Source organism: Roseisolibacter agri (genome assembly GCF_030159095.1).
GTDB lineage: Bacteria > Gemmatimonadota > Gemmatimonadetes > Gemmatimonadales > Gemmatimonadaceae > Roseisolibacter > Roseisolibacter agri.
Window position 1 is genome coordinate 704,717 of the sequence record NZ_BRXS01000002.1, and the last position, 24,289, is coordinate 729,005.

Genomic DNA, 24,289 nt, shown 5'->3' on the forward strand with positions numbered 1-24,289 from the left:
AGCTAGCTAGGTGAGTGGTGGGAATGCTTACGGCCGGCCGCCGACGGCGTCAAGGGAGCATGGGGCCTGCTGACCACGAGCGTCGACGCCAGCGACTTCGGGTGTTTCCGGATTCCGGCCGGGGCCGTATGTTGGCGCGCCTTCGTGCGGCAGTTGCCCGTCCGGCCCGCCGCCTCCTACCTGCCGTTCCGCCCTTTCGTGGCCGACCCCCAGCGCGACCCCCTGCGCGACCAGCTCCAGGCCACCCTCGGCGCGAGCTACACCCTGGAGCGGGAGCTCGGCGGCGGCGGGATGTCGCGCGTCTTCGTCGCGCGCGAGGAGGCACTCGGCCGCGACGTGGTCGTCAAGCTGCTGCCGCCGGAGATGGCGGCCGGCGTCTCCGTCGAGCGCTTCAAGCGAGAGATCGCCCTCGCCGCGCGCCTGCAGCACCCGCACATCGTGCCGCTGTTCTCGGCCGGCGATCTGGACGGGCTGCCGTACTTCACGATGCCGCTCGTCGACGGGGAGTCGCTGCGCGCGCGGCTGGCGCGCTCCGGCGAGCTGCCGCTGCACGAGGCGGTGCGCGTGCTGCGCGAGGTCGCGACCGCGCTCGCCTACGCGCACGAGAAGGGGATCGTGCACCGCGACATCAAGCCGGACAACGTGCTGCTGTCGCGCGGCAGTGCGATGGTCACCGACTTCGGCGTCGCGAAGGCGCTCAGCGCCTCGAGCAACGGCGAGCACGGCGGCGTGACCTCGCTCGGCGTTGCGCTCGGCACGCCCGCGTACATGAGCCCCGAGCAGGCGAGCGCGGACCCGGCGGTGGACCACCGCGCCGACGTCTACGCGTTCGGCGTGCTGGCGTACGAGCTCCTCACCGGCCAGCCGCCGTTCGTCGGGCGCACGCCGCAGGGGCTCCTCGCGGCGCACGTGACCGAGGCGCCGGAGCCCGTCGCGCGGCGTCGCGCGTCGGTGCCGCCGGCGCTCGCCGCGCTCGTCATGCGCTGCCTCGAGAAGCGCGCCGCCGACCGCCCCCAGAGCGCGCAGGAGGTCGTGCAGGCGCTCGACACTATCAGCACGCCGAGCGGCGGCAGCGTGCCGACGACGGCGGTGCGCGTGTCGGCGGACGGTGTCGCGCCCGGGCGCCGGTCGCGCGCGCCGCGAGCGGTGCTCGCCGCGGCCGCGATCGTGGCGGTCGCCGCGTTGGGCGGGGCCGGCTGGTGGTGGACGACCCGCGCGAAGGCTCCTGCGGCCGACGCCGTCGCGCCGCAGCGCGTCGCCGTGGCGACGTTCGTCAACAAGAGCGGCGACGCGTCGCTCGACCCGGTCGGCGCGATGGCCGCGGACTGGATCGCGCGCGGCCTCGCCGGCACGGGGCTCGTCGACGTCGCGGGGACGGCCGACGAGCTCGCGGCGCGCGCCGGCGTCAAGCTCGCGCCGGGCGCGTCGGCAGCCGTTCAGTTGGGCCGCGAGGCGCGCGCGGGGCTCGTGGTCTCCGGCGCGTACTACAGGCAGGGCGACAGCCTGCTGTTCCAGGCCGACTTCACCGACGTCGCGGCGGGGAGGCTGGTGCAGAGCGTCGGACCGGTGTCGTCGTCGGTGACCCGGCCCCTCGATGGCGTGGAGCGGCTTCGCCAGCTCGTGACGGGCGGGCTCGCGCCGATGATCGACTCGACGCTCGCCGGCGCGGCGACGCAGATCTCGCGGCCGCCGAGCTACGAGGCGTATCGCGAGTTCCTCCGCGCGGAGGCGCTGTTCTACGAGGACGAGGCGGCGGCCGTGCTGGCGTTCGAGCGCGCGGCCGCGCTCGACTCGTCGTACGTGTATCCGCTGCAGCGGCTCGTGTCGCTCCTGAGCAACATGGGCCGCGACGTGGAGGCGGATTCGGTGCTGCGGATCATCGAGCGCCGCCGCGCCCGGCTCTCGGGGTACGAGTCGGCGTACTTCGACTTCCACAAGGCCATCCTGGACGGCGACCGGCGTGCGGCCCTCGACGCGACGGGGCGCATGAGACTCTCGGCGCCGCGCTCGCCGTTCCCCGCGTATCTGCAGGGGCCCAGCCTGAACGCCCTCGGCTTCCCGCGCCGCGCGCTCGCCGAGCTCGATGCGCTGGATCCCATGAGCGGGGGGCTGCGGGGCCGGATCTTCTACTACGGGTACGTCCTGACCTCGCTCCACGCGCTCGGCCAGCACGAGCGCGCGCTGGAGGTCGCGCGCCGCGCGCGGGCGCAGTACCCGAACCGGCTGCTCGCGACCCAGACCGAGCTGCACGCGCTCGCCGTGCTGGGTCGGACCACCGAGGTCATGCGCCTCCTCGACGCGGTGGAGGCGCGGCCGACGGAGTCGCGCACCTCAGTCGGCGGCGCCGCCGTCGCCGCGCTCTGGGAGGCGCGGTCGCACGGCCATGGCGACCTGGCGCGCGCGATCGGGTCGTGGCTACAGGCGCGCCCGGGCCTGTTCAGCGCCTCGACGCGCGCGCAGCTCTCGGAGGGCGTGTACGTCTCCGGCGGGGCGCGATCGCTCGCCGCGGACGTCCTGGTGGCGACCGACCAGTGGGATCGCGCGGCCCGTCTCGCCGACTCGCTCCTGACGCAGGCGCCCCAGGATCCCGGTGCGCTGGGCCTGGCCGCACTCGCGGCGGCGAAGCGCGGTGACCGCCCGCGCGCCGCGCAGCTCGCGGCCCGCCTGACGCAGGCAGCCGTGCGGGCGGACTCGCTGCCCGCGGTGAGCGGCCGACACCGGCGGAACCGGCACGACGCGAACCTGCGGTGGCGCGCGGGCGTCGCCGCCGCGCTCGGCGACTTCGAGCGTGCGACGTCGCTGCTGCGCGAGCAGGCGGAAGGGGGATGGGATGCGGCGCTGTACCACGACGAGCTCACGTTCGACCTGCTGCGCGCCTATCCCGGGTTCCAGGCGCTGATCGCGCCGCGCGGGTGACGTGGGCGCGATGACCGACCTCCTCAGACACCGTCTCCAGACCTCGCTAGGTGCCGCCTACACGCTCGAGCGCGAGCTCGGCGGCGGTGGCATGTCGCGCGTGTTCGTGGCGCGCGAGGAGGCGCTGGGCCGCGACGTGGTCGTGAAGGTGCTGTCGCCCGAGCTGGCCGAGGGACTCTCCGCCGACCGGTTCGCGCGCGAGATCCGGCTCGCCGCCGCGCTGCAGCAGGCGAACATCGTCCCGGTCATCACGGCCGGGACGGGCGACGGCGTGCCGTACTACACGATGCCGTACGTCGACGGGCTCTCGCTGCGCCAGCGCCTCGCGCGCGGGCCGCTTCCGGTCGACGATGCCGTCTCGATCCTGCGCGACGTGGCGCGCGCGCTCGCCTACGCCCACGAGCGCGGCGTCGTGCACCGCGACATCAAGCCCGACAACATCCTCCTCTCGGGCGACGCCGCGGTGGTGACCGACTTCGGCATCGCGAAGGCGCTGTCGGCGTCGAAGACCCGGGCGGACGGCGAGACGCTGACGCGCGTGGGGACGTCGCTCGGCACGCCGGCGTACATGGCCCCCGAGCAGGCCGCGGGCGACCCGGCGACCGATCACCGCGCGGATCTCTACGCGCTCGGCTGCGTCGCGTACGAGCTGCTCACCGGCGCGGCGCCGTTCGCGGGGCGCCCCGCGCACGCGCTGTTCGCGGCGCACATGAGCGAGACGCCCGCGCCGCTGCCCGCCGGCGTGCCGCGGCCGCTCGCCGCGCTCGTGATGCGGTGCCTGCAGAAGGACCCGGCGCGCCGCCCGCAGAGCGCGCGCGAGCTGCTGCAGGCGCTCGACGCGACGACGACGGGCGCCGGGCGCGCGGCCGGTCGCGGGTGGCGGCTCACCGCAGTCGCGGCCGTCATCGCGTTGGGTGGGTCGGCCGCGGTGGGCGCGCGGCTGTACCGGACCCGCGCCGGCTCGTCGCCGTCGGCCGACGGCCGGTCGCTGGCCGTGCTCCCCCTCGCGAACGCGAGCGGCGACACCGCCAGCGCGTACTTCGCCGACGGCCTCACCGAGGAGCTGACGAGCGTCGTGTCGAAGCTCCCCGGCGTGCGCGTCGTCGGCGGCCTGTCGGCGGCGGCCTTCCGCGACCGGACGTCGCTCGACGCGCGCGAGGTCGGCGCGCGCCTGCACGTGGGGCAGGTGCTGGAGGGGAGCGTGCGGCGCGCGGGCGCGCGCGTGCGCATCGCGGCGCGTCTCACCAACACCGGCGACGGCACGCTGGCCTGGTCCGACACGTACGAGCGCGACGCGGCCGACGTGTTCGCGGTGCAGGCCGAGATCGCGCGCGCCGTGGCCGCCGCGCTCCGCGTGCGGCTCGGCGGCGCCGACTCCGTCCGCCTGGCGCGCGGCGGCACGCGCGACACCGTCGCGCACGAGCTGTACCTGCGCGGCCGCGCGAAGCAACTGCAGTACTCCGCGGCGTCGCTCCGCGAGGCGATCGCGCTGTTCGAGCAGGCGGTGGCGCGCGACCCGAGCTACGCCGACGCGTGGGCGGCGATCGGCGTCGCGTGGGCGAACCTCGGCGACGAGCACGTCGCGCCGCGCGAGGCGGGCGAGCACATGATCGCGGCGGCGTCGCGCGCGCTCGCCATCGACTCGACGCTCGGCACCGCGCGCTTCGACCGCGCGCTCGGGCTCGCGTACCTGCGCCGCATCTCCGTCCGCGATCTCGTGGCCGAGGTCCGCCGCGCCGTCGACGCGTCGCCGAACGACGCGATGCTGCAGGCGCTCGGCGGCTTCCTCGTGCTGCTCGAGGACCGCGACGCCGGCGTCGCGATCGCGCTCCGCACGCGCGACATCGACCCGCTCGCGGGCGTCGTCGCCGCATTTCCCGCGTGGGTGCTGCGTTACGCTGGCCGCACCGCGGACGCCGAGCGGCTCGCGCGCCAGGCGATCGCGCTGCAGGGCGACGTCGGCATCTCGCACGGTACGCTGGGGACGATCCTGCTCGACCTGCACCGGGAGGCGGACGCGCTCGCGGCGTTCGAGCGCGGCCGTGCAGTGGGCGACCGCGACCTCAGCACCGCGGGCATGGGCGTCGCGCTCGCGCGGCTCGGGCGGATCGAGGAGGCGCGCCGCGTGCGCGCGCAGCTCGAGGCCGAGGCGCGCACGCGCTACGTCGTGGGCGACTGGATGGCGAAGCTGTGCCTCGCGTTGGGCGACCGCGACGGCGCGCTCGCCTGGCTCGCGCGCGCGGCCGACGCCGGCTCGGCGTACACGATGTTCGTCGACCTCGACCCCGACTTCGCCGCGCTGCGCGGCGACCCGCGATTCGAGGCGGTGCGGCGGCGCGTCGGGCTCGCGGGCGATGCGGCCGGAGGCGCACGATGAGGGACCCGCTGCGCGAGCGCCTCCAGGCGTCGTTGGGCGCGGCGTACACGCTGGAGCGCGAGCTGGGCGGCGGTGGGATGAGCCGCGTGTTCGTCGCGCACGACGAGGCGTTGGGGCGCGACGTCGTCGTGAAGGTACTCGCGCCGGAGCTGGCGGCGGACATCAGCGCGGAGCGGTTCGCGCGCGAGATCCGGCTCGCGGCGGGGCTGCAGGACCCGCACATCGTGCCGGTGCTGGCGGCCGGCGTGACCGCGGACGGGCTGCCGTACTACACCATGCCGTTCGTGCGCGGCGCGTCGCTGCGGCAGCGGCTCGGCGACGGCGCGGTGCCGCTCGCCGAGGCGGTGGGCGTCCTGCGCGACGTCGCCGCGGCGCTGGAGCACGCGCACGCGCAGGGCATCGTGCACCGCGACGTCAAGCCGGAGAACGTGTTGCTCAGCGGCCGCTCGGCGGTGGTCGCCGACTTCGGCATCGCGAAGGCGCTGCAGGCGTCGAGGACGCAGGCGCCGGGCGGGACGCTCACGCAGATCGGCACGTCGCTGGGCACCCCGGCCTACATGGCGCCCGAGCAGGCGGCGGGTGACCCCGCGACCGACCATCGTGCGGACCTGTACGCGTGGGGCGTCGTCGCGTACGAGCTGCTCGCGGGCCGGCACCCGTTCACAGGGAAAACGTCGCCGCAAGCGCTCATGGCGGCGCACTTCTCGGAGACGCCGGCGCCGCTGCCGGCGTCGGTCCCGCGCCCGCTCGCCACCCTAGTCGCGCGCTGCCTCGCGAAGGAGGCGGCCGAGCGGCCTGCGGCCGCCGCCGATCTGCTCGCCGCGCTCGACGGCGTCGCGACGGGCGAGCCGCCCGCGTCCACCGCACGCCGCACGCGCCGCGTCGCCGTGGCCGTCGTCTCGCTCGTGGGTGTCGCGTCGGCCGCGGGACTTGCGCTTCGGGCCCGCACGGCGCGCGGCGCCGACGCGCCGAGCGTGGCGGTCCTCCCGTTCGAGCACCGCGGCCCCGCCGATCAGGCGTTCTTCGCCGACGGCCTCACCGACGCGATCACGGGAAAGCTGGTCGACGTGCAAGGCATCACCGTGATCGACCGCCGCAGCGCGTCGATATACAAGGCGACGACGAAGGGCGCCACGCAGATCGGCCGTGAGCTCGGCGTCGCGTATCTGCTCGAGGGCGTGGTCGCGTGGGCGCGCGACTCTGCCGGCGGCTGGCGTGCGCAGGTCACGCCCACGCTCGTCCGCACGCGCGACGCAGTCGCGCGGTGGTCCGGCACGCCGATCGTCGTCACGTCGAGCGATCCGTTCCGCGCCGAGTCCGAGATCGCGACGCGTGTTGTCGACGCGATCGGCGTCGCGCTCCGTCCGGGCGAGCGCGCGGCGCTCTCGGAGATGCCGACGCGTGTGCCGGAGGCGTACGAGCTCTTTCTCCGCGCCGGCGCGCTCGTGCGAGCGCGCCGGCGCGCCGAGGCGGCCGTGCTGCTCGAGCGCGCGACGCAGCTCGACCCCAAGTTCGCGCTCGCCTTCGCGGAGCTGGCACGCATCGAGGAGCTCCGGGCGCGCACCGACAGCGCGGCGTTGCCACGCTACGAGGCCGCGCTTCGCACCGCGCTCGCGCTCGACCCGAACCTCGCGGAGGCGCACTTCCTCCGCGCGGAGCATCTCATCTTTCGCGAGTCGCGCCTCGTCGACGCGGCGCGCGAGCTCGCGCGCGCGCACGCGCTTAAGCCAGGCGACGCGGAGATCCTCAGTGAGCTCGGCGCGGTGCAGGTAGCCACGGGGCAGCGCGACGAGGGCTTCGCGAACCTCGAGCGGACGGCGAGGCTGGACCCGCTGGACGCGCGGTCGAACTATCTGCGCGTCTTCTTCCTCTGGCATTTCCGCCGTCTCGACGACGCGGCGCGACACGCCGCGCGCTTCGCGGCGGTCAACCCCGACGACTGGGGAGGGCACAGTGCTCTCATGCGCGTCGCGCTCGCCCGCGGCGACGCTGCCGCGGCACGACGCGCGCTGTCCGACGGCCTGCACGCCACCGGACGTCCGGACGCAGACGCCGAAGATTTCTGGATGGTCCCGGCGACGATGACGCCCGGTTTCGGTTGGAAGCGCGACGGCGCGTGGCCCGGCGGATTCGAGCCCGCGGGCCGTACGCCGCTCGGCTTCGCGGCGGTCGGCGCGTGGGCGCGCGAGCACGGGCAGACCGCTCGCGCGCGTGCGTGGTTCGACTCGACGCTCGTCGCACGCGGCTCGATGCTCGACGCTCGCTCGTTGACCGTCGGAGAGACCGCCGCGGCGCGTGCGATCGCGCTCGCGGCCACCGGCCGCGCGGCCGAGGCGCGCCGCGCGATCGCGCTCGCCGACAGCGCTCGGCGCGCTCTCGCGCTCCCCGACGAGCCGAACGCCGCGGCGGCGCAGGACTATCTCGCGTACGCGGAGCTCGTGCTCGGCGACACGGCGGCGACGCTCGCGCGCCTCGAGCGGCTGCTCGCGGTGCCGTCCGGGCGCACGCCGGCGATGCTGCGCACGATGTGGCCGTACCGGTCGCTCCACGGGGACCCGCGCTTCCGGCGGTTGGCGGAGATGGACCGGTGAGCGACGCGCTCCGCGACCAGGTCCTGACATCGCTCGGCGCCGCGTTCGCCGCGCTCGAACGGTCGATGCGCATGCCGGCCGACGCGCCGGCCTGGACGCCACTCTCCCGCGACCCGCGCTACCTCGCCCTCTGCCGCCGCCGGCTCGATCCGGAGACGCGCGCGCGCAAGGTGCGGGCGCTCGAGGCGTTCGCGCCCATCCCGCCGCCGGCGGCGCTTCGATGATTACCGACCTGGCACCCGAGCCGGCCACGCCCGCGGCCGAGCCACCGACGGCGCGGCCGCGGACCGTCTGGCCCTCGCTCCGCATCAGGATCGACTGGCGCTACGCCGTGGGACAGGTGTGCCTGACGGCGTTGGGCGTCCTGCTCGCGCTGGCCGGCAGCGCGTGGTGGACCGACCGCCAGGAGCGCATCCGCGAGCGCAGCGAGCTGCGCAACCTGCTTGACGCCGCGCGCGTGAACGAGCGCCGACTCCAGCAGGCCGTCCACGAGGACAGCGTCGCGCTCAAGATAAACCTCAGGCTGCGCGACTCGCTCGCCACCGTGTCGGACGACTCGCTGCCGATCCTCGTCGACGACGCCGGGTGGTGGTCCGACGCGCAGCCGATGGTGACGCCGTTCGCCGCGCTGATCCAGAACGGCGACATCCACCTGGTGCGGGACTCCCGTCTGCGCGCGCTGCTGCCCACGTACGTCGGCGAGATCGAGACCCGCACGCGCAACGTGGACGCGCTGAACCAGGCGCGCGTGGCGTTCGGCGCGAAGGAGCCATCGCTCATCGCACCCGACTACGGCGCGCCGGCGCGGGTCCGTGGTGCCGTTCTGCGGTCGCGACCCGGCCTGCACGACGCCATGCGGGCCATGTGGTTCTTCAACCTGAATACGACGGCCCACTACCGCATCATGCTCCGAGCGACGACGGAGCTCCGCCAGGAGCTCGAGCGCGTGCTGGGCGAGCGCCCGGTGCCGCTGTCCGCGCCGCGCATCAACCGGGACTCTTTCATGTCCGGCCGCGAGACTCGCCGGTGATTGCCGACCACTCCGACCTGGAGCGCCTCACGCGCGCCCTCGCCGGCCGCTACGCCGTCGAGCGCGAGCTCGGGCGCGGCGGCACGGTCACCGTCGAGTCGAGGCCGGGGAGCGGCACCAGGCTCTACGTGCGGCTCCCGGTCAGTGGGGGGGACGGCGCACCAGGCGGCCCCGCGGCCGGCCGGACGCCCGCCCAGGAGGTGGTCTCGTGACGCGGACGACCACGCCGTTCGGGGGCTCGATTCCCTCCCTGGCCACGCCAGTCCGTTGCAGGACAACGACTTGCGCAAACGACGACGCGCGGCTGCGTGCCGGGCGTCTTGCGTGGTAGCGGGTCAGGTGGAGGTTCCCGGTGGGCATCGGCGTCTCCGTCCGCCTCCGTTCCAGGCTGGGCTTCCTCGCTGATCCGATCCAAATCCCGGAACGCATGTAGCGCCCCACCGCGCCCGGAGCACGATGAGGGACCGGGCGATCCGGTCCCTCATCGTGTCGGCAGCTCATCGCTCGGTCAGCGATTGCTCGCGTCCGCCGGTCGGTGGTCGCGGCCTGACCGTCGCATCGTCCATCAGCAGCCGAGAGCCTCTCGTATGCGGGTGGCCTCGGCGATCCAGGCGTCGGCGAGCGACGTGCGAATGAACTTCGTGCGGCGCGCCTCCACCACGCGGATGAACACGTCGAGCTGGCGGCATGCCTCGGCGGTGCTGCCGCGCCGAAGTGCGCCGACGGCGGCGAGCAGCGGAGCCGCGATCTCCTGATGCCCATACTCGATCACGGACGCGTGCAGCATCGTCGTGGCGTGCTCCGGCGTCATGGCCGAGAGCTCGGCAAGCACGGGCGTGGCCGGCAGATACGCGGGTGTCCCGGCCTGGTCCGCCTGGACCCTGCACCAGCCGGGTCCGGTGATCGCCAGCGTGGCGCCGCTCGGCCCGCTCGTGGCGCAGGTGGCCGGCGTGAGCGATGTGAACGTCACCGGGTTGCCCGACCCGCCGCCGGTCGCGGTCAGAACGAGGCGGGCGCCGACGATGACGGTGCCCGGCAGCGATCCCAGCGTGATCGTCTGCGGGCGTCGCACCACGGTGAACGCCACCGAGTGGGGGAACGCGGGCTCGACGAGCTCGGTCCCACCCTGATGCGCGACGACCGTGCACTCCCCTTCCGCGAGGAACGTCACCGGGCGCGTGGCGCCGCTTCCCGAGATCGAGCAGTAGGGTGCGGAGGCGGCCGTGATCAGCACCGTGGCCGGAAGCCCCGAGCTCGCGGTCGCGGTGAAGAGGTAGGTCTCCCCGGGATGGACCGTCCGCGGGGCGACGTAGCCGAGCGTGACGGTCTGCCGCTGCATCTGCACGGACACCTGCGCCGTGTACTCGGTGGCGTCGCCAGCGCGGTCGATCACCTGCCCGCGCACGGTGCGCTGGCCGAGCGCGGACGTGGGGCAGCTGATCGCGTTGACCTTCGAGGCCGCGCCGTAGCCCGCGCCGTCGCCGCAGTCGAGGCGGTAGGTGAACTCCGTCTCCCCGGGCGCACCGGGCACATAGGCGTTCTTGAAGCCGATGTCGAAGCTCGCGCCGACGGTGACGCTGGCCGGCGCGCCGAACGTGGCAACGGGGTACTCACGGCGGGTCCACGAGCCAGACGCGGTCTTCGTGGCGGGTGCCTGGCCGTCGGCGTTGTAGCCCCAGCACTCCACGATCCCGTCGTCGCGCACCGCGCAGGTGGAGCCGCCCGATGCCATGACCTGTACAAAGCGGCGCCCGTTGGTGGTGGCGCGCTCTGCGGGCGCCTGTCCGCTCTCGTTGCGCCCCCAGCATTCCACCACTCCATCGGTGCGGAGCGCACACGCGTGTCCGCCTGCGGTCACCTGGATGTAACGCCCGTCCACAGGCCTCCGCTCCGTCACCACGGACCCGCTGCTTCCCCAACACTCCACCGCACCATCGTCGCGGAGGCCGCAGGTGAAGGAGTCACCGGTCGTCACCTGGACGTAGAAACGACCGGGCGCCGCGAGCCGTTCGGGCGGAGCCGCGCCGCCAGTGTTCCGGCCCCAGCACTCCACCACTCCGTCGCTGCGCAGGCCGCAGGTGAAGTCGTGGCTCATGCTGAACTGGGTGAACTGCTCGCCCGGCACGCTGGGCGCGCGCTCGGGCGGCGCGTTGCCCCAGTCCATGATGAAGGTTCCGTTCTGGTTCAACGGATGACCGGAACACTGTACGACACCATCGGAGCGAAGCCCGCAGACGCCGAAGTCGTTGTAGCCGGCGACCTCCACTTGAACGAAGCGGCCGACGCTCGCACGATGCTCCCGTTCGGGCTCGGAGAAGCTGGGGTCGTCGAAGTATGCCCAGCACTTCACGACACCATCGCTTCTGAGTGCGCAGACCTTCACGCGATCCGCAGTCGAGTACGTGAAGTAGTTCCCGTACGGATCGAGGTTCCGGACGTTGTAGATGAGCGGGGAGACGACGCTGACGACCTGTGTGAAGGTACCCGAGGTCGGGACGTGAACCGGTGCGAGATACGCTCGCATCGCACCCCAGCACTCCACGGCTCCGTCCGAACGGATGCCGCATGGCACGAAGCCCGAGACGTTGGTGGCTAGCCACCTGAACGAGTGCGGCGTCGAGACGACCAGAGCGTTCGGGGCGTCCGCCACCTGGGCCGGGCCGAGTGGGGCGATCTCGTCGTGGCAACCGACGACCCCCGAGGCGATCGCCAGCGCGACGACCGTGCGCCTCGCGAGCTCGAGGGCCGGGACAACTGGCGAGGCTTCCGACGCACGAGACGTCAGCTGTCGGGCCCGCACGGGCCCCCGAAACCGGATCATACGCAGCGCTCCTGGCGTGACCAGTTGTCGACCGGGAGCACGCGCCCTCGCGCGTCCATCGACGGCCTCGCCACGTGCTGCGTGCTCGCAGCGCGTGCTTGCCCGCCCCGGCTGGGGCTCATATGCTAGCGCGGCCGGTCAATTCACCGTCCGTTTGCCGTCAACGCGCGCTCAACTGCCCGCCAGGCCTGCCTGACCGCTTGGGGGCGCGTTCGAAAAGGCCTCCGTATGCTGTCGCTGCGCTTCCTCGGCACTCCGGAGCTGCTCCAGGAGGGACGAGTGGTCACCGGGGCGGCTGCGCAGCGCCATCGTGTGGCCCTGCTCGCGCTCCTGGCCCATGCCGCGCCACGCGCCGTCAGCCGGGACCGGCTCCTGGCGCTGCTCTGGCCGGAGAGCGAGGCACTCCGTGCCCGTCATCGCCTCAACGTCGCAGTCCACGCCCTGCGACAGACGTTCGGTCCGGTGGTCGTCTCGCAGGGCGACGAGCTGCGGCTCGACACGGGGCTCGTGGTGAGCGATCTGGGCGCGTTCGAGGCGGCGGTCACCGCTGGCGATGCCCGACGGGTCGTCACGCTGTACTCGGGGCCACTTCTCGACGGCCTGTTCCTGAAGGACGCCGCGACGTTCGAAGCGTGGGTGGAGGGCGAGCGTGCGCGCCTCGCCCGACAGTATGCTGGGGCGCTAGAGGAGCTGGCGGACGCGGCCGAGCGCGACGGCGACACGGCGGGAGCGGTCGAGTGGTGGGGACGGCTCGTGGCGCACGACCCCTGCCGGACGCACTCGGCACTCGGTCTGATGCGGGCGCTCGATGCGGCCGGCGACCGGGCCGGCGCGCTGCGCCACGCCGAGCTGCACGCGCGGCTGATGACGCAGGAGCTGGACGCGGCGCCGGATCCGCTCGTGGAATCGTTCGCCCGACAGCTGCGCGTGGCGCCCTGGCCGCCCACACCGCCCTCTCTCACCACCGAGCCGGGTCCCCCACTGGACCCCCCGCCGGCCGTCACGGCGCCACCGCTGCGCAGCGGCGACCAGCGTCCGGTCGCTGTTCCATCGATGCGCCCAGCAATCGCTTCGCGTGCGCGGCTGATGGGCCACCTGACGGTGGGCGCGGGCGTCGCGCTGGTCGCGGTCACCACCGTCGCGATCGTGCTCTATGGTGGCCGCGTGGTGACCCCGGCGGATGCGGTGGTCTCGCCTGCCGCGCAGGCGCTGTACCGAGAGGGGCTCGCCGGAATCGGGGCGCTCGACAGCGCGGCAGTCTTTCGGCTGCTGACCTCCGCCCTGCGCGAGGACCCCAGACTCGCGCGGGCCGCGGTGCTGGCAGGGCGCATCGCCCCGAACGACTCGACGCGGATCGCGCTCTTCGCGAAGGCGGAGTCGCTGGCGGTCCACGCCTCGACGCGTGACCGCCTGTACGTGCGCACCGTCGTCGGCACGCTCACCCTCGACTCGGCGCGGCTGGCGGCGTCGGACACGCTCGCGGCGCACCACGCCGACGACGTCGAGGCGATGGCCGCCCGCGGCCAGCTGCTCACGTATGCCGGCCGCTACGAGACCGTCGTCGCGGAGCTGACGCCGGTGGTCCGGCGCACGGCTGCGCGCGGCGACGAGGTGGACGGCGCGCTGAGCGAGGCGTACGTCGCGTTGTACGAGTCGCACATCTCCCTTGCGGCGTTCGATGACGCGGAGCGCGTCGCCCGCGAGTGGATCGCGCGCATGCCGGATCGGGCGGCGGGGTGGGAGCGACTCGCCGACGTGCTCACCGTGCGCGGCCGGTGCGCGGCCGCAGACTCCGCGCTCGCCGTCCCCCCGATGCGGGTGATCGCGGCGTCGCGCCTCCGGCCCGCGCTCCGCTTGGCGTGCGAGGGCGACTATGCTGGCGCCGCCGACTGGCTGGGCGTCTACGCGCGGGTGGGGGACTCGCGCGATCGCGGCGCCGCGAACTGGCTGCGGCTCATCGCCGAGCGCTACGCGGGGCGTCACGAGGTCGCCGCGCGGCACGCGGCCGCCCTGTGCGAGTCGATGGGGCCGTCGTGCTCCCCCTTCCGCGCGCACGCGCAGATCCTGCTCGAGCGGGGACGTCCGCGTGAAGCCGCGGCCGCATTCGCGCTCGCCGCCGATTGGGCGCCGCTCGCGGCGCGGTCATACGGCCGGCTCGAGCTCACCGCGAGCGGGGGCGCGCTGCAGCGTGCGTGGTATCTCACGCATGTGGCGACATCGCTGCTTGCCGCGGGGGAGCTGGACCGCGCGGCGGCGCTGGCCGACACGATCGCGGCCCTCGTGCGACCGTACGTGTCGGGACGTGGCTCGGCGCTGCCGCACCAGGTGCGTGGGATGGTGCTCGCAGCGCGTGCGCGCCGTGCCGGCGACCCCGCCCATGCCGCCCAGCTGCGACGCGAGGCCATCGCCGAGTTGCGACACGCGCTCGGGCGCCCTTTTCGCGGGCTCCCCAGGGCCCGGTTGGAACTCGCCCGTCTGCTGGTCGACGAGGGGCGAGCCGGGGAGGCAGTGGCGGTGCTTCGCCCGGCGGCGTGGCGCGGACTCGAGCAGGCGAATCTCTTCTACGTCACGGGGCCCGAGTTCCGGCTCGCACTCGCCGAGGCATACGACGCGGCGGCGCAGCCCGACAGCGCGGCGGCCGAGTACGGACGCGTGCTCGCAGCGTGGCGCGTCGCCGAGCCGGCGCTGGACGCGCGCCGGGCGCGCGTCGCACGCCGTCGTGCAGGGCTCGACCGTGGATCCCCGCGTCGGTGACGTCGAGGGACCAGAAGAGGGAGCTGCGCTCACCACGCGCTTTCACGCGCACCGAGCACACCACCGCGCGCACCGTCTACACCCAGTGCCGCCCCGTGGTCGCACGGCCTGAAAATCCCGTGTCGGGGGCTCGATTCCCTCCCTGGCCACTCCAGCAAGACGACGCCCCGCGAGACTCGCGAACGCCCGGCCATGTGCCGGGCGTTCCGCGTCCGGTAGGCATCGAGAGGGCGTCGCGCAGCCGATGGGCATGCGCGTTCCCAGAGCGCCAACGCCCGGTCGCCGTGGCGCGTTGGGGAGCCATACCCTCCGCCGCCCCATCATGGCCCGCCTCGCGCTCCGCTCGCTGCTCACCGTCCCTGTCGCCGGCGCCGCCCTCGCCGGCCCCGCCGCCGCGCAGGCGCCCGCCGACCGCGTCGACGCGGCGTTCGCCCGCCTCGCCGGCCCCGCGACGCCGGGATGCGCCGTCGGCGTCGCGCGCGGCGGACAGCCCGTGCTGCAGCGCGCCTACGGCATGGCCGACCTCGAAGGTGACCGCCCGAACACTCCCGAGACGGTGTTCGAGGCGGGGTCGGTGACGAAGCAGGTCACCGCGGCCGCCGTCGTCCTCCTCGCCCTCGACGGGCGATTCGCACTCGAGGACGACGCGCGGCGGTGGCTGCCCGAGCTGCCACGCTACGAGCGGCCGATCACCATCCGCCACCTGCTCACGCACACGAGCGGGCTGCGCGACTGGGGGAGCGTGGCGGCGCTCACGGGCTGGCCGCGCGGCACGCGCGCGTATGCGACGCCCGACATGCTCGCCATCGTCGCGCGGCAGCGGACGCTCAACTACCCGGTCGGGGACCACTACTCGTACACGAACAGCGGCTACAGCCTGCTCGCCGTGCTCGTCGAGCGCGCGAGCGGGATGCCGTTCGCCGAGTTCACGCGCACGCGCCTGTTCGCGCCACTCGGCATGGCGAGCACGCAGTGGCGCGACGACTACACGCGCATCGTGAAGGGCCGCGCCATCGCGTACGAGCCGGCGGCGCCTGGGCCGGCGGCGTCCGGGGCGTTCCGCCTCGACATGCCCTTCGAGAGCGTGGTCGGCAACGGCGGGCTGCTCACGACCGTCGGCGACCTGCTGCGCTGGACGCAGAACCTGGAGACGGGCGCCGTCGGCGGCCCGCGCTTCCTGGCCGCGATGCACCGGCAGGCGCGCCTCACGAGTGGGCGCCAGATCGAGTACGCGAGCGGGCTGTTCGTCACCAGCTGGCGCGGCATCCCGGAGGTGAGCCACAGCGGCTCCACCGGCGGCTACCGCGCCTTCCTCGCACGCTACCCGCAACAGCGCGTCACGGTGGCGGTGCTGTGCAACGCCGCCCACGCCAACGCCACCGCGCTCGCCCATCAGGTGGCCGACGCGTACCTCGGCGACGCGCCGACCGACGTGGCGACGCGCGCCGCCGCCACCGGCGCCACCGGCGGCGACACCACCGGCGCGGTGCCTCCGGCAGGGCTCTACCGCGACGTGCGCACCGGCGCCGCGCTCCGCGTCGCGGGCACGCGCGGCCCCGCCGGTCGCTGGGTCGCCCAGCAGGCGCCGGGCGGGCGCACGACGTGGCTCCGCCTGGCCGCCGACGGCGACACCGTGCGCTACGAGCCGATGGCGCCGGCCACTCCGACGGCACGCGACCTCGCCGCCTACGCGGGGCGCTGGCGCAGCGAGGACGCGGAGGCCACGTGGCAGGTGCGCGCGGCCGGCGACACGCTGCTGCTGCGCGACCCACGCGGGCGCGAGACGCCGCTCGTGCCCGCGTGGCGCGACGCCTTCACCGCCGCGGGCACCGTGTGGCGCTTCGAGCGCGATGCGGCGGGACGCGTGGTGCGCCTCGTCGCCTCGCAGGACCGCGTGTGGGCGATGCCCTTCACGCGGTCCTGAGGCTCGTGCGTGCGGGCGCGCGCGGAGCGCCGGCGACGACTACCTGACGACTACCTGACGACTACATCCGCAGCCGCCCCGCAGGGCTGACGACCACCTCCTGCAGCTTCCGCTGCCGTAGCCGTCCGTTGAGCGTCGCGAGATCCTCCGCGAGCAACCGATCCAGCGTCGCGAGGTGCGCGCGCAGCTGGCCGTTGAGCAGCTGCTGCACCTCCGCGTGCTGATCGGTCGGGCGATCGTCGCTGCCGGCGATGCCGTTGGCGAGGTAGCCGAGCTTCCCGATCAGCTTCGAGCCGAAGCGCACGCCGTCCTGCCCGCGTCCGGTCAGCCGCAGGTCGACGAGCTCCATCTCGAGATCCGTCAGCCGCCGGTGCAGCGCCGCGGCGGCATTCCGCACGCCGGTCTCCGTCACGGTGCGCGCGATCGTGTCCAGCTGCAGGCGCACCGCCTCGATGCGGTGCACCGCGTCGGCCGCCGCCGCGAGGTCCGCCTGGATCGCCGACACCATTCGCGTCTGTGCGGCAATGTCGGCCTCGGACCCGCGCGAGTGGGGATCCTTGCGCACGACGAGCGGCTGCGACTGCTCGACCCCGCCGGCCGACAGCGTCACCGTGTAGGTGCCCGGCGGGGCGAGGATGCTCACCGTGCCCGTGCCGGGGGCCACGCGGCCGCCCGAGTCGACGGCGATGTACGGGGCGTAGAGCGGCGACGTGCGCAGCCGCACCGTCGGCGACGGCGCGAAGCGCAGGTCCCAGTGGATGCGGTTGATGCCGGCGACGCCCGTGCCGGTGAGGCGGCGCACGACCGCGCCGGCGGAGTCGCGGATCGTGAGCGTCGCGGGCGACGCCGCGGGCAGCGCCGCCTTCAGGTGGTACGTGATCGACGCGCCGTATGGCGGATCCTCGCCGGTCGTGGGGTCGTCGTAGGTTGTCGACGGCGCGGTGATCGGCCGGAAGCGGTACGCGGCCCGCGGCACGTACAGGTGCGCCGCCTTCGCGAGCACCGCCGGCGTCGTCTCGCGCAGCGCGCCGACGTCGTCCATGATCCAGAAGCCGCGCCCGTACGTCGCGATCACGAGGTCGTCGAAGTGCTCCTGCACGACGATCCCCGACACCGGCGCGTGCGGGAGGTTGTTCTGCAGCGGCTGCCAGCGCGCGCCGTCGTCGAACGACACGTAGATCGCGTTCTCCGTGCCCAGGTACAGCATGCCGCGGCGCTTCGGGTCCTCCTGGATCACCTTCGCGTAGCTCAGCGGTCCGCGCGGGATGCCGTCGGTGATGCGGGTCCACGTCCGGCCGTAGTCGCGCGTGCGGAAGACGTGCGGCTCGCGGTCGTTCTCCTGGTGCGCGTCCACGGCGACGTAGGCGGTCGCCGCGTCGTGGCGCGACGGGACGATGCTGCGCACCGAGCCCCACGCCGGCAGGCCCGGAAGGTTCCGGGTGACGTTCGTCCACGTCTTCCCGTCGTCGCGCGTGAGCTGCACCAGCCCGTCGTTCGTCCCCACCCAGATCAGCCCCTTCTCGCGCGGCGACTCGGCGAGGCCGTACACGACGCCCGCGTACTCGACGCCGATGTTGTCCGGCGTGAGCCCGCCCGAGCTGCCCTGCCGCGACCTGTCGTTGCGCGTGAGGTCGGGCGAGATCACCTGCCACGACTGGCCGCCGTCGCGCGTGCGGTGCACGTGCTGGCTGCCGATGTAGACCGTGTTCGGGTCGTGCGGCGAGAGGTGCAGCGGCGCGTCCCATACGAAGCGGTAGCGCACCCCTTCGGCCGGCCCGTTCGACTGCTGCGGCCACACCTCCACGTTGCGGAACTGGCGGCGGTCCTCCTCGAAGCGCACGACGATCCCGCCGACCATGCCGGAGCCCGACGCCGTCGACCAGACGAGCTTCGAGTTGGTGGGGTCGGGCGTCGCCCACCCGCTCTCGCCCCCGCCCACGGAGTGCCACATCCCGCGCGAGATCCCGGCCCCGCGCCCGCCGAACACGCGCGAGTTGGACGGCCCGCGGTAGGACGGCTCGTCCTGCTTGTTCCCGAGGACGTTGTACGGGACCTCGTTGTCCACGGTCACGTGGTACAGCTGCGCGTTGAGGAGGCGCTGCCGGTACCACGTCTTCCCGCGGTTCTGCGTGATCGACAGCCCCTGGTCGTGCGCCACGATCTGCCGCGCGGCGTTGGTCGGATCGAACCACACCTCGTGGTGGTCGCCGCCCGGCGTGAGCGCGCCCGGCAGCGTCGTGATCGTCGCGCCGCCGTCCTTCGACACGGCGTAGCCGTTGGTGAGGAAGTGCGCCTCGTTCTCGTCGTCGGGCGCGACGGCCATGCGCCCGTAGTAGTGCGCGCGCCCCATCGCGCTGCGGTCGCGCGAGACGAGCGTCCAGCGCTCGCCGCGGTCCTCGGACCGCCAGAGCTGGCCGCTCTCGGTCTCCTGCCCGTTCCACGGCAGGCCGTCGCCCGTCTCGAACAGCGCGTACACGCGGTTCGGGTTGGACGGCGCGATCGCGACGGCGACCTTGCCCACGGGCTTCTTCGGCAGCCCGCGGCCGCGCAGGCGCGTCCACGTCGCGCCGCCGTCGCGCGACACGTGCAGCCCGCCGCCCGGACCGCCGCTCGTCCGTCCCCACGTGTGGATCTCGAGCTGCCACGTGCCGGCGAAGACCACGTTCGGGTCCTTCGGGTCCATCGCGAGGTCCGAGCAGCCGGTGCGCTCGTCGACGAACAGCACCCGCGTCCACGTGCGCCCGCCGTCGGTAGTGCGGAAGACGCCGCGCTCCGGCTGCGGCCCGTACGCGTGCCCGAGCGCGCAGACGAGCACCGTGTTCGGGTCGCGCGGGTGGATGACCATGCGCGGGATGCGCCCGGTGCGCTCGAGCCCCATCAGCGTCCACGTCGCGCCGGCGTCGGTGGACCTGTACACGCCCTGCCCGAGTGAGATGTGCGAGCGGATCTTCCCCTCGCCGGTCCCCGCCCACACGACGTTCGGGTCGGACGGCGCGACGGCGAGCGACCCGATCGACTGCACCGGCTCGCGATCGAACAGCGGTGCCCAGGTGGTGCCGCCGTCGGTCGTCTTCCAGATGCCGCCCGACGCCGCGCCGACGTAGTACGTGAGCGGGTCGCCCGGCACGCCGACGGCGGAGGTGAAGCGGTTGCCCTCCGGCCCGATCGTGCGCCAGCGGAGCTGCCGATAGACCGCGGGCGCGATCGACGACGTGATCGACGACGTGTCGGCGGGCTGCGCGTCGGCGCCGACGACGGGCACGAGCAGGGCGAGGAGGAGGAGCAGCCGGCGGCGGCGTGACATGTTGGCCTCGGGGCGTGGAGGGGCGCTACCGCGTGCGCACCGGCGGCGCCGGCTTCGAGCGGTCCTCGTACGGGCGCAGGGTCCAGTCGAAGAACGTCCACGTGCGGTTCCACGAGTCGATCTGCTCCGGCGAGTCCACGCGCTCGAGCGTCACGGGGTCCACGCGCCGGCTGAACGCGTGCCCGACCGAGCTGCCCCAGGGCGCGGGGTCGACGTAGATCTTCGTCTCCGCGAGGTCGGGCTTGAGCGAGCGGAGCGTGTGCACCATCTGCACGTCCTCGATGTAGTACACGTCGCGGTCGTTCGTCGCGACGTGCACGAGCATCGGCACCTTGAGCTTCTCCGCGTGGTACACGGGCGAGCGCCGCACGTACTCCTCCAGCTGCTCGTGCGGGAGCCCCTGCAGCTCCTTCTGCGTGGAGAAGCTGCGCGCGTAGCCGGGGCCGCGGTACGAGAGGCGCGTGATGAGGTTCGTCACCGGCACGATCGCCGCGCCGGCCTTGAACTCGTGCGCGTCGCGGAAGAGCGTGTGCGCCGTGATGAAGCCGCCGTGGCTCCACCCCATCATCCCGAGCCGGTCCTGGTCGACGTAGGGCAGCGTCTTGAGGAAGTCGACGGCGGAGATCACGTCGTCCACCTCCTTGCCGCCGTAGTCGATCGCCTTGTGGTGCGCCTCGCCGTGCCCGGTGCTGCCGCGATAGTCGGGCGTGATGATCACGTAGCCGCGCTGCACGGCCTCGCGCACGAACGGGAACATCGACGTGCCCCAGTCGCCGTGCACGCCGCCGTGCACCCAGATCATCGCCGCGTGCCCCTTCGCGCCGCGCTTCTGCAGTGGCGCGAACAGGTACGCGGGGATCGTCATGCCGTCCACGCGGCTCCTGTACGTGATCTTGCGGAACTCCATCACATTCGCGCTGCGCGCCGCGTACACGCTGTCGGTGCGGCGCTTCTGCGCCATCTGCCGCGCGTAGTCGGCGGGCGGATGGTCCTCGTGCCGGTTGCTGACGTACAGCGCGGCGATGCGCGCGGAGTCCATGCGCACGACCTGCGGCGCGGGCGCGCCGGTCTCCGACTGCGCGGCCAACGGCGCGGCGGTGAGGGCAGCCAGGGCGGCCGCGCGAGCGACGCGGCGGAGCGGTGCGGGGCGGGTGGGCATGACGGTGGGGGTGACGGGACGGCGGTCGCGACCGGCGGGACGGCGCGAAGGTGCGGGCGGGACCGGGCACGCGCCACCACGGCCCGGCGCACCCGCCCACGGCGACCGTCGCGCGAACGTCGCGCGAACGTCGCGCGAACCTCGCCCGACGGGCGGGTGCTTGACGGGACGATGCCCACGCGCATTGTACCGCTGCACGCGGTCGCGGACGGGTGACGGCGCCAGTCACCCGCGTCCGCTCGTCGTGTCCGCCGACGGTGACGTCACCCCCATCCAGCGAGGGCTCGCCGAGCATGCGTACCAGCACTCGCCTGCTGCGGCGCCTCGGTCGTCGCGTCGCCACCGCGCGTGTGCTGGCCGCCCTCGCGGCCGCGGCGTGCGGCGGCGGCGGCGGCGGCGATGCCCCCACCGCGCCTGGGCCGGCGGTGCTCGCCCTCACCCTCGCCGGCGTCGGCCCGCTCGACCCGGCGCGCGAGGGGCACTACGCCGCGTGGCTGATCGCGGGCGGCGACGTCCGCCCCGCGGGGCGCGTGCAGCTCGGCGCCGACGGCAGCGCGACCGTCCCCATCGCCGAACGGCCGGCGCGCGTGGACTCCGTCCTCGTGACCGTCGAGCCCCCGGGTGACGCCGATCCCGGCCCGTCGGCGCAGCGGCTGCTCGTCGGCGCGCTGCGTGGCGGGCGGGCGACGCTGGGCGTGACCGGCGCGCTCACGCGCGGCGCGCTCCCGCTGCAGGAACGTCCGGGGCAGTTCACCCTCTTCACCACGAGCAACAACGCGCGCCTCGGCTATCCCTCCTACGAGGAGGCCGGGGTGTGGCTGTTCAACATCGTCCCGAACGAGACGCCGCAGCGCGACACGTGGGTGCGGCTGGCGCAGCTCGCGCCCGCGTGGACCTACGAGGGCTGGGTGGTGCGCGACCTCGGTGCGTCGAACGCGGTCTGGCTGTCGTACGGGAAGTTCGTCACCGACGACGGGGGCGCGGTGGCCGAGAAGGACGACGACGGCTGGGGGCCGCTGTCGGGCATCCCCGACTACCTCACCGCCGGCATCGACAACTTCCCGGGCAGCGACTTCCTCGCCAACCCGCTCGGCCTCCCGCTGCCCGCCGGCGTGACGCTCCCGCTCGACCTGCGCGAGCGCGACGCCGCCGGCGGGTCGCGGTGGTCGCACGTGATCACCATCGAGCCCGCGACCGAGCGCGGCGAGGCGATGGGCGCGGCGCGCCCCTTCCTCGTGCGCCCGTACCGCGATCCGTTCGGCGACGCGGGGGCGGGACGCCCGCGTGCCATCACCTACCGTCCCGACGGTGTGCCGCACGGCACCGCGGAGCTGCGCTAGCGTGCGCATTCGCATGCACACGCGCACGCGGCACGTCGGCCGGTGGATCGCGGTCGCCGCGGCGGCCGCGCTCTCCGCCTGTGGCGACGCGTCCGCCCCGACGGCCAGTCCCGACGTCGAGGCGACCGGGCTGCGTCCGTGGGTGCTGGAGCGCGTGGACGCGCTGCGCCCCCCGGCGCCTCCCGGTGGCGACGCGGCGCGCCTCGAGCTGGACGCGGTGGTCGCCGCGCAGCGCGCGCGGACGGCTGCCGTCGACTCGGCCATCCGCCGGTGGGACGGGCTGCCGGGCGAGCCGTGGACGCGGGTCGCCCTCGACGAGCTGCAGCTGCGCTGGTACCTGCTGCCCGACATCCGCGACGCCACGCCGGCGCGCTCGTCGCGCGCGATGGCGCTGCTGCACGTCGCGATCGCCGACGCGCTGCTGGCGACGCGCGACGCCCAGGGCGCGTATCCGCGCGCCGCCCCCGCGCAGCGCGATGCGCGCGTGCGCGCCCTCGTCGCGCTGCGCGCCGACGCGTCGAGCTACCCGTCCGAGCACGCCGCGGCGGCGGCGGCGGCGGCCCCGGTGCTCGCGTACCTCTTTCCGACGGCGGACACCGCGCGCTTCCATCGGCTGGCCGCCGAGGCGGCGGCGTCGCGCGTGGCGGCCGGCGCGTCGGCGCCATCGGACGTCGACGCCGGCGCCGCGATCGGCCGCGCGGTGGCGGCGCGCGTGATCGCATACGCGCGCGCCGACGGCGCCGACGCCGTGCGCGCGCCCTGGCTGCCCCCGCGCGCCGACGACGCGCTGTCGTGGCGCCCCACGCCGCCGCGCATGGTGCAGGTCCCGTTCGACGCCGACGCCGGGGCCTGGCGGCCGTGGGTGCTCGCGTCGGGCGACGCCTTCCGGCCGCCGCCGCCGCCCACCCCCGGGTCGCGCACCTTCGTCGACGACCTGGCGGAGCTGCGTCGGCTGGGCGACGGCGCGCGCACCGTGCAGCAGGCGGACGTCGCGCGGCGCTGGGCCACCGACGCGCCGTCGGCGGCGTGGGAGGTGTTCCTGTCCGACGAGCTGCGCGCGCGGCGCATGGCGCCGCTGCAGGCGGCGCGCGCGCGGGCGCTCGTGAGCGTCGCCATGCACGACGCGTTCGTGGCGTGCTGGGACGCGAAGTACCACTACAACCTCGCGCGGCCCATCACCGCCGACACCCGACTGCGCACCGTGTTCTCCACGCCCCCATTCCCGAGCTATCCCTCGGGGCACTCGACCATCTCCGGGGCGGCCGCCGAGGTGTTCGCGGCGCTGTTCCCCGACTCGGCCGCGGCGTACCGCGCGCGCGCCGACTCGGCGTCGCTGTCGCGCATCTGGGGCGGCGTCCACTACCGCTTCGACGTGGCCGCGGGCCACGCGCTCGGCGAGCGCGTCGGACACGCCGTGCTCGCGCGCGCCGGCGACGTGGGGGCGCGCTAGCGTGGCGGCGGAGCACCTCCCGCACGCGGCGCGTGCACGTCGCGCGCGCCGCGCGGCCGCTGCCCTGACGCTCGCATCGGCCCAGCTGCTGGCGGGCTGCTACACGTACGTGCCGCGCGACGCCGTGGTCCTCGCGCGCGAGGCGCCGCCGGGGGCGCGGGTCGCGCTCGACGTCAACGACGCCGGACGCGCCGCGCTCGCCCCGACGCTCGCGCCGGGCATCACGCGCGTCGAGGGCACGCTGGTCGGCGCGCGCGGCGACACGCTCGTGCTGGCGCTCGCCGGCTACTCGCAGATCCGCCGCCCCAACACGCGCCTGGTCGGCGACACGCTGCGCCTCTCGCCTCAACACCTGGAGGGCGCCGCCGAGCGCCGCCTGTCGACGCGCCGCACCGCGCTGGTGGTCGGCGTCGGCGTCGCGCTCGTGGCGACCTTCCTCATCGGTCGCCAGCTCGGCGGGCGCGGAGTGCCGCCCGAGAGCCGTGGTCCCGACGGTGGGGACGACCAGTGACCGTCGCACCGCCACGTCTCCCTTCCACGTAGTCGCCGTCTCCGCCGTCTTCCGCCGCTCGCCACCGTCCCGGTGTCCGTGCCGGGGTCCGTCCCACGCCGCAGGAGGTCTC

14 protein-coding genes are annotated in these 24,289 nt (G+C 74.6%); 11 read left to right on the plus strand and 3 right to left on the minus strand.

All coding sequences use genetic code 11. The features are described 5' to 3' along the window. Nucleotides 1-198: 198 nt before the first annotated feature. The 6 genes from rosag_RS07960 to rosag_RS07985 are packed head-to-tail and all read left to right on the plus strand — an operon-like array spanning nt 199 to nt 9,126. Nucleotides 199-2,916, plus strand: coding sequence for a serine/threonine-protein kinase (locus tag rosag_RS07960; RefSeq protein ID WP_284349538.1), 2,718 nt, complete (start codon nt 199-201; stop codon nt 2,914-2,916). Between the two features lie 10 nt (nt 2,917-2,926). Beyond that, nucleotides 2,927-5,293, plus strand: a complete 2,367-nt coding sequence (locus rosag_RS07965) for a serine/threonine-protein kinase (protein WP_284349539.1) — start codon at nt 2,927-2,929, stop codon at nt 5,291-5,293. Next, entirely contained in the window at nt 5,290-7,884 is a 2,595-nt protein-coding gene (locus rosag_RS07970; RefSeq protein WP_284349540.1) for a serine/threonine-protein kinase, read from the plus strand. The genes rosag_RS07965 and rosag_RS07970 overlap by 4 nt, the downstream gene beginning before the upstream one ends. Further along, nucleotides 7,881-8,108 carry a hypothetical protein gene (locus tag rosag_RS07975; protein ID WP_284349541.1) on the plus strand — a complete coding sequence of 76 codons (228 nt, stop codon included), beginning with the start codon at nt 7,881-7,883 and terminating at the stop codon, nt 8,106-8,108. The genes rosag_RS07970 and rosag_RS07975 overlap by 4 nt, the downstream gene beginning before the upstream one ends. After that, a complete protein-coding gene (locus rosag_RS07980) occupies nt 8,105-8,914 on the plus strand; it encodes a hypothetical protein (RefSeq protein WP_284349542.1) in 810 nt (269 codons plus the stop codon). The genes rosag_RS07975 and rosag_RS07980 overlap by 4 nt, the downstream gene beginning before the upstream one ends. Beyond that, entirely contained in the window at nt 8,911-9,126 is a 216-nt protein-coding gene (locus rosag_RS07985; protein ID WP_284349543.1) for a hypothetical protein, read from the plus strand. The genes rosag_RS07980 and rosag_RS07985 overlap by 4 nt, the downstream gene beginning before the upstream one ends. A 353-nt stretch (nt 9,127-9,479) precedes the next feature. Here rosag_RS07985 and rosag_RS07990 read toward each other — a convergent pair whose 3' ends face one another. Then, nucleotides 9,480-11,735 carry an RCC1 domain-containing protein gene (locus tag rosag_RS07990; protein ID WP_284349544.1) on the minus strand — a complete coding sequence of 752 codons (2,256 nt, stop codon included), beginning with the start codon at nt 11,733-11,735 and terminating at the stop codon, nt 9,480-9,482. 228 nt (nt 11,736-11,963) lie between these two features. Between rosag_RS07990 and rosag_RS07995 the strand changes: the two genes are divergently transcribed. Together rosag_RS07995 and rosag_RS08000 are read left to right on the plus strand one after the other, a co-directional pair. Continuing rightward, entirely contained in the window at nt 11,964-14,489 is a 2,526-nt protein-coding gene (locus tag rosag_RS07995; protein WP_284349545.1) for an AfsR/SARP family transcriptional regulator, read from the plus strand. 322 nt (nt 14,490-14,811) lie between these two features. After that, nucleotides 14,812-16,413 carry a serine hydrolase domain-containing protein gene (locus rosag_RS08000; protein WP_284349546.1) on the plus strand — a complete coding sequence of 534 codons (1,602 nt, stop codon included), beginning with the start codon at nt 14,812-14,814 and terminating at the stop codon, nt 16,411-16,413. A gap of 61 nt (nt 16,414-16,474) precedes the next feature. Here the strand turns inward: rosag_RS08000 and rosag_RS08005 are convergent, their stop codons facing one another. Together rosag_RS08005 and rosag_RS08010 are read right to left on the minus strand one after the other, a co-directional pair. Continuing rightward, entirely contained in the window at nt 16,475-19,717 is a 3,243-nt protein-coding gene (locus tag rosag_RS08005; protein WP_284349547.1) for a VPS10 domain-containing protein, read from the minus strand. 25 nt (nt 19,718-19,742) lie between these two features. After that, a complete protein-coding gene (locus rosag_RS08010) occupies nt 19,743-20,876 on the minus strand; it encodes an alpha/beta hydrolase family protein (RefSeq protein ID WP_284349548.1) in 1,134 nt (377 codons plus the stop codon). A 293-nt stretch (nt 20,877-21,169) separates the two neighbouring features. Between rosag_RS08010 and rosag_RS08015 the strand changes: the two genes are divergently transcribed. The 3 genes from rosag_RS08015 to rosag_RS08025 are packed head-to-tail and all read left to right on the plus strand — an operon-like array spanning nt 21,170 to nt 24,177. Beyond that, nucleotides 21,170-22,216, plus strand: a complete 1,047-nt coding sequence (locus rosag_RS08015; RefSeq protein ID WP_284349549.1) for an anti-sigma factor — start codon at nt 21,170-21,172, stop codon at nt 22,214-22,216. 1 nt (nt 22,217) lies between these two features. Then, entirely contained in the window at nt 22,218-23,666 is a 1,449-nt protein-coding gene (locus tag rosag_RS08020) for a vanadium-dependent haloperoxidase (protein ID WP_284349550.1), read from the plus strand. A gap of 1 nt (nt 23,667) precedes the next feature. After that, nucleotides 23,668-24,177 carry a hypothetical protein gene (locus rosag_RS08025; RefSeq protein ID WP_284349551.1) on the plus strand — a complete coding sequence of 170 codons (510 nt, stop codon included), beginning with the start codon at nt 23,668-23,670 and terminating at the stop codon, nt 24,175-24,177. Nucleotides 24,178-24,289: the final 112 nt, after the last annotated feature.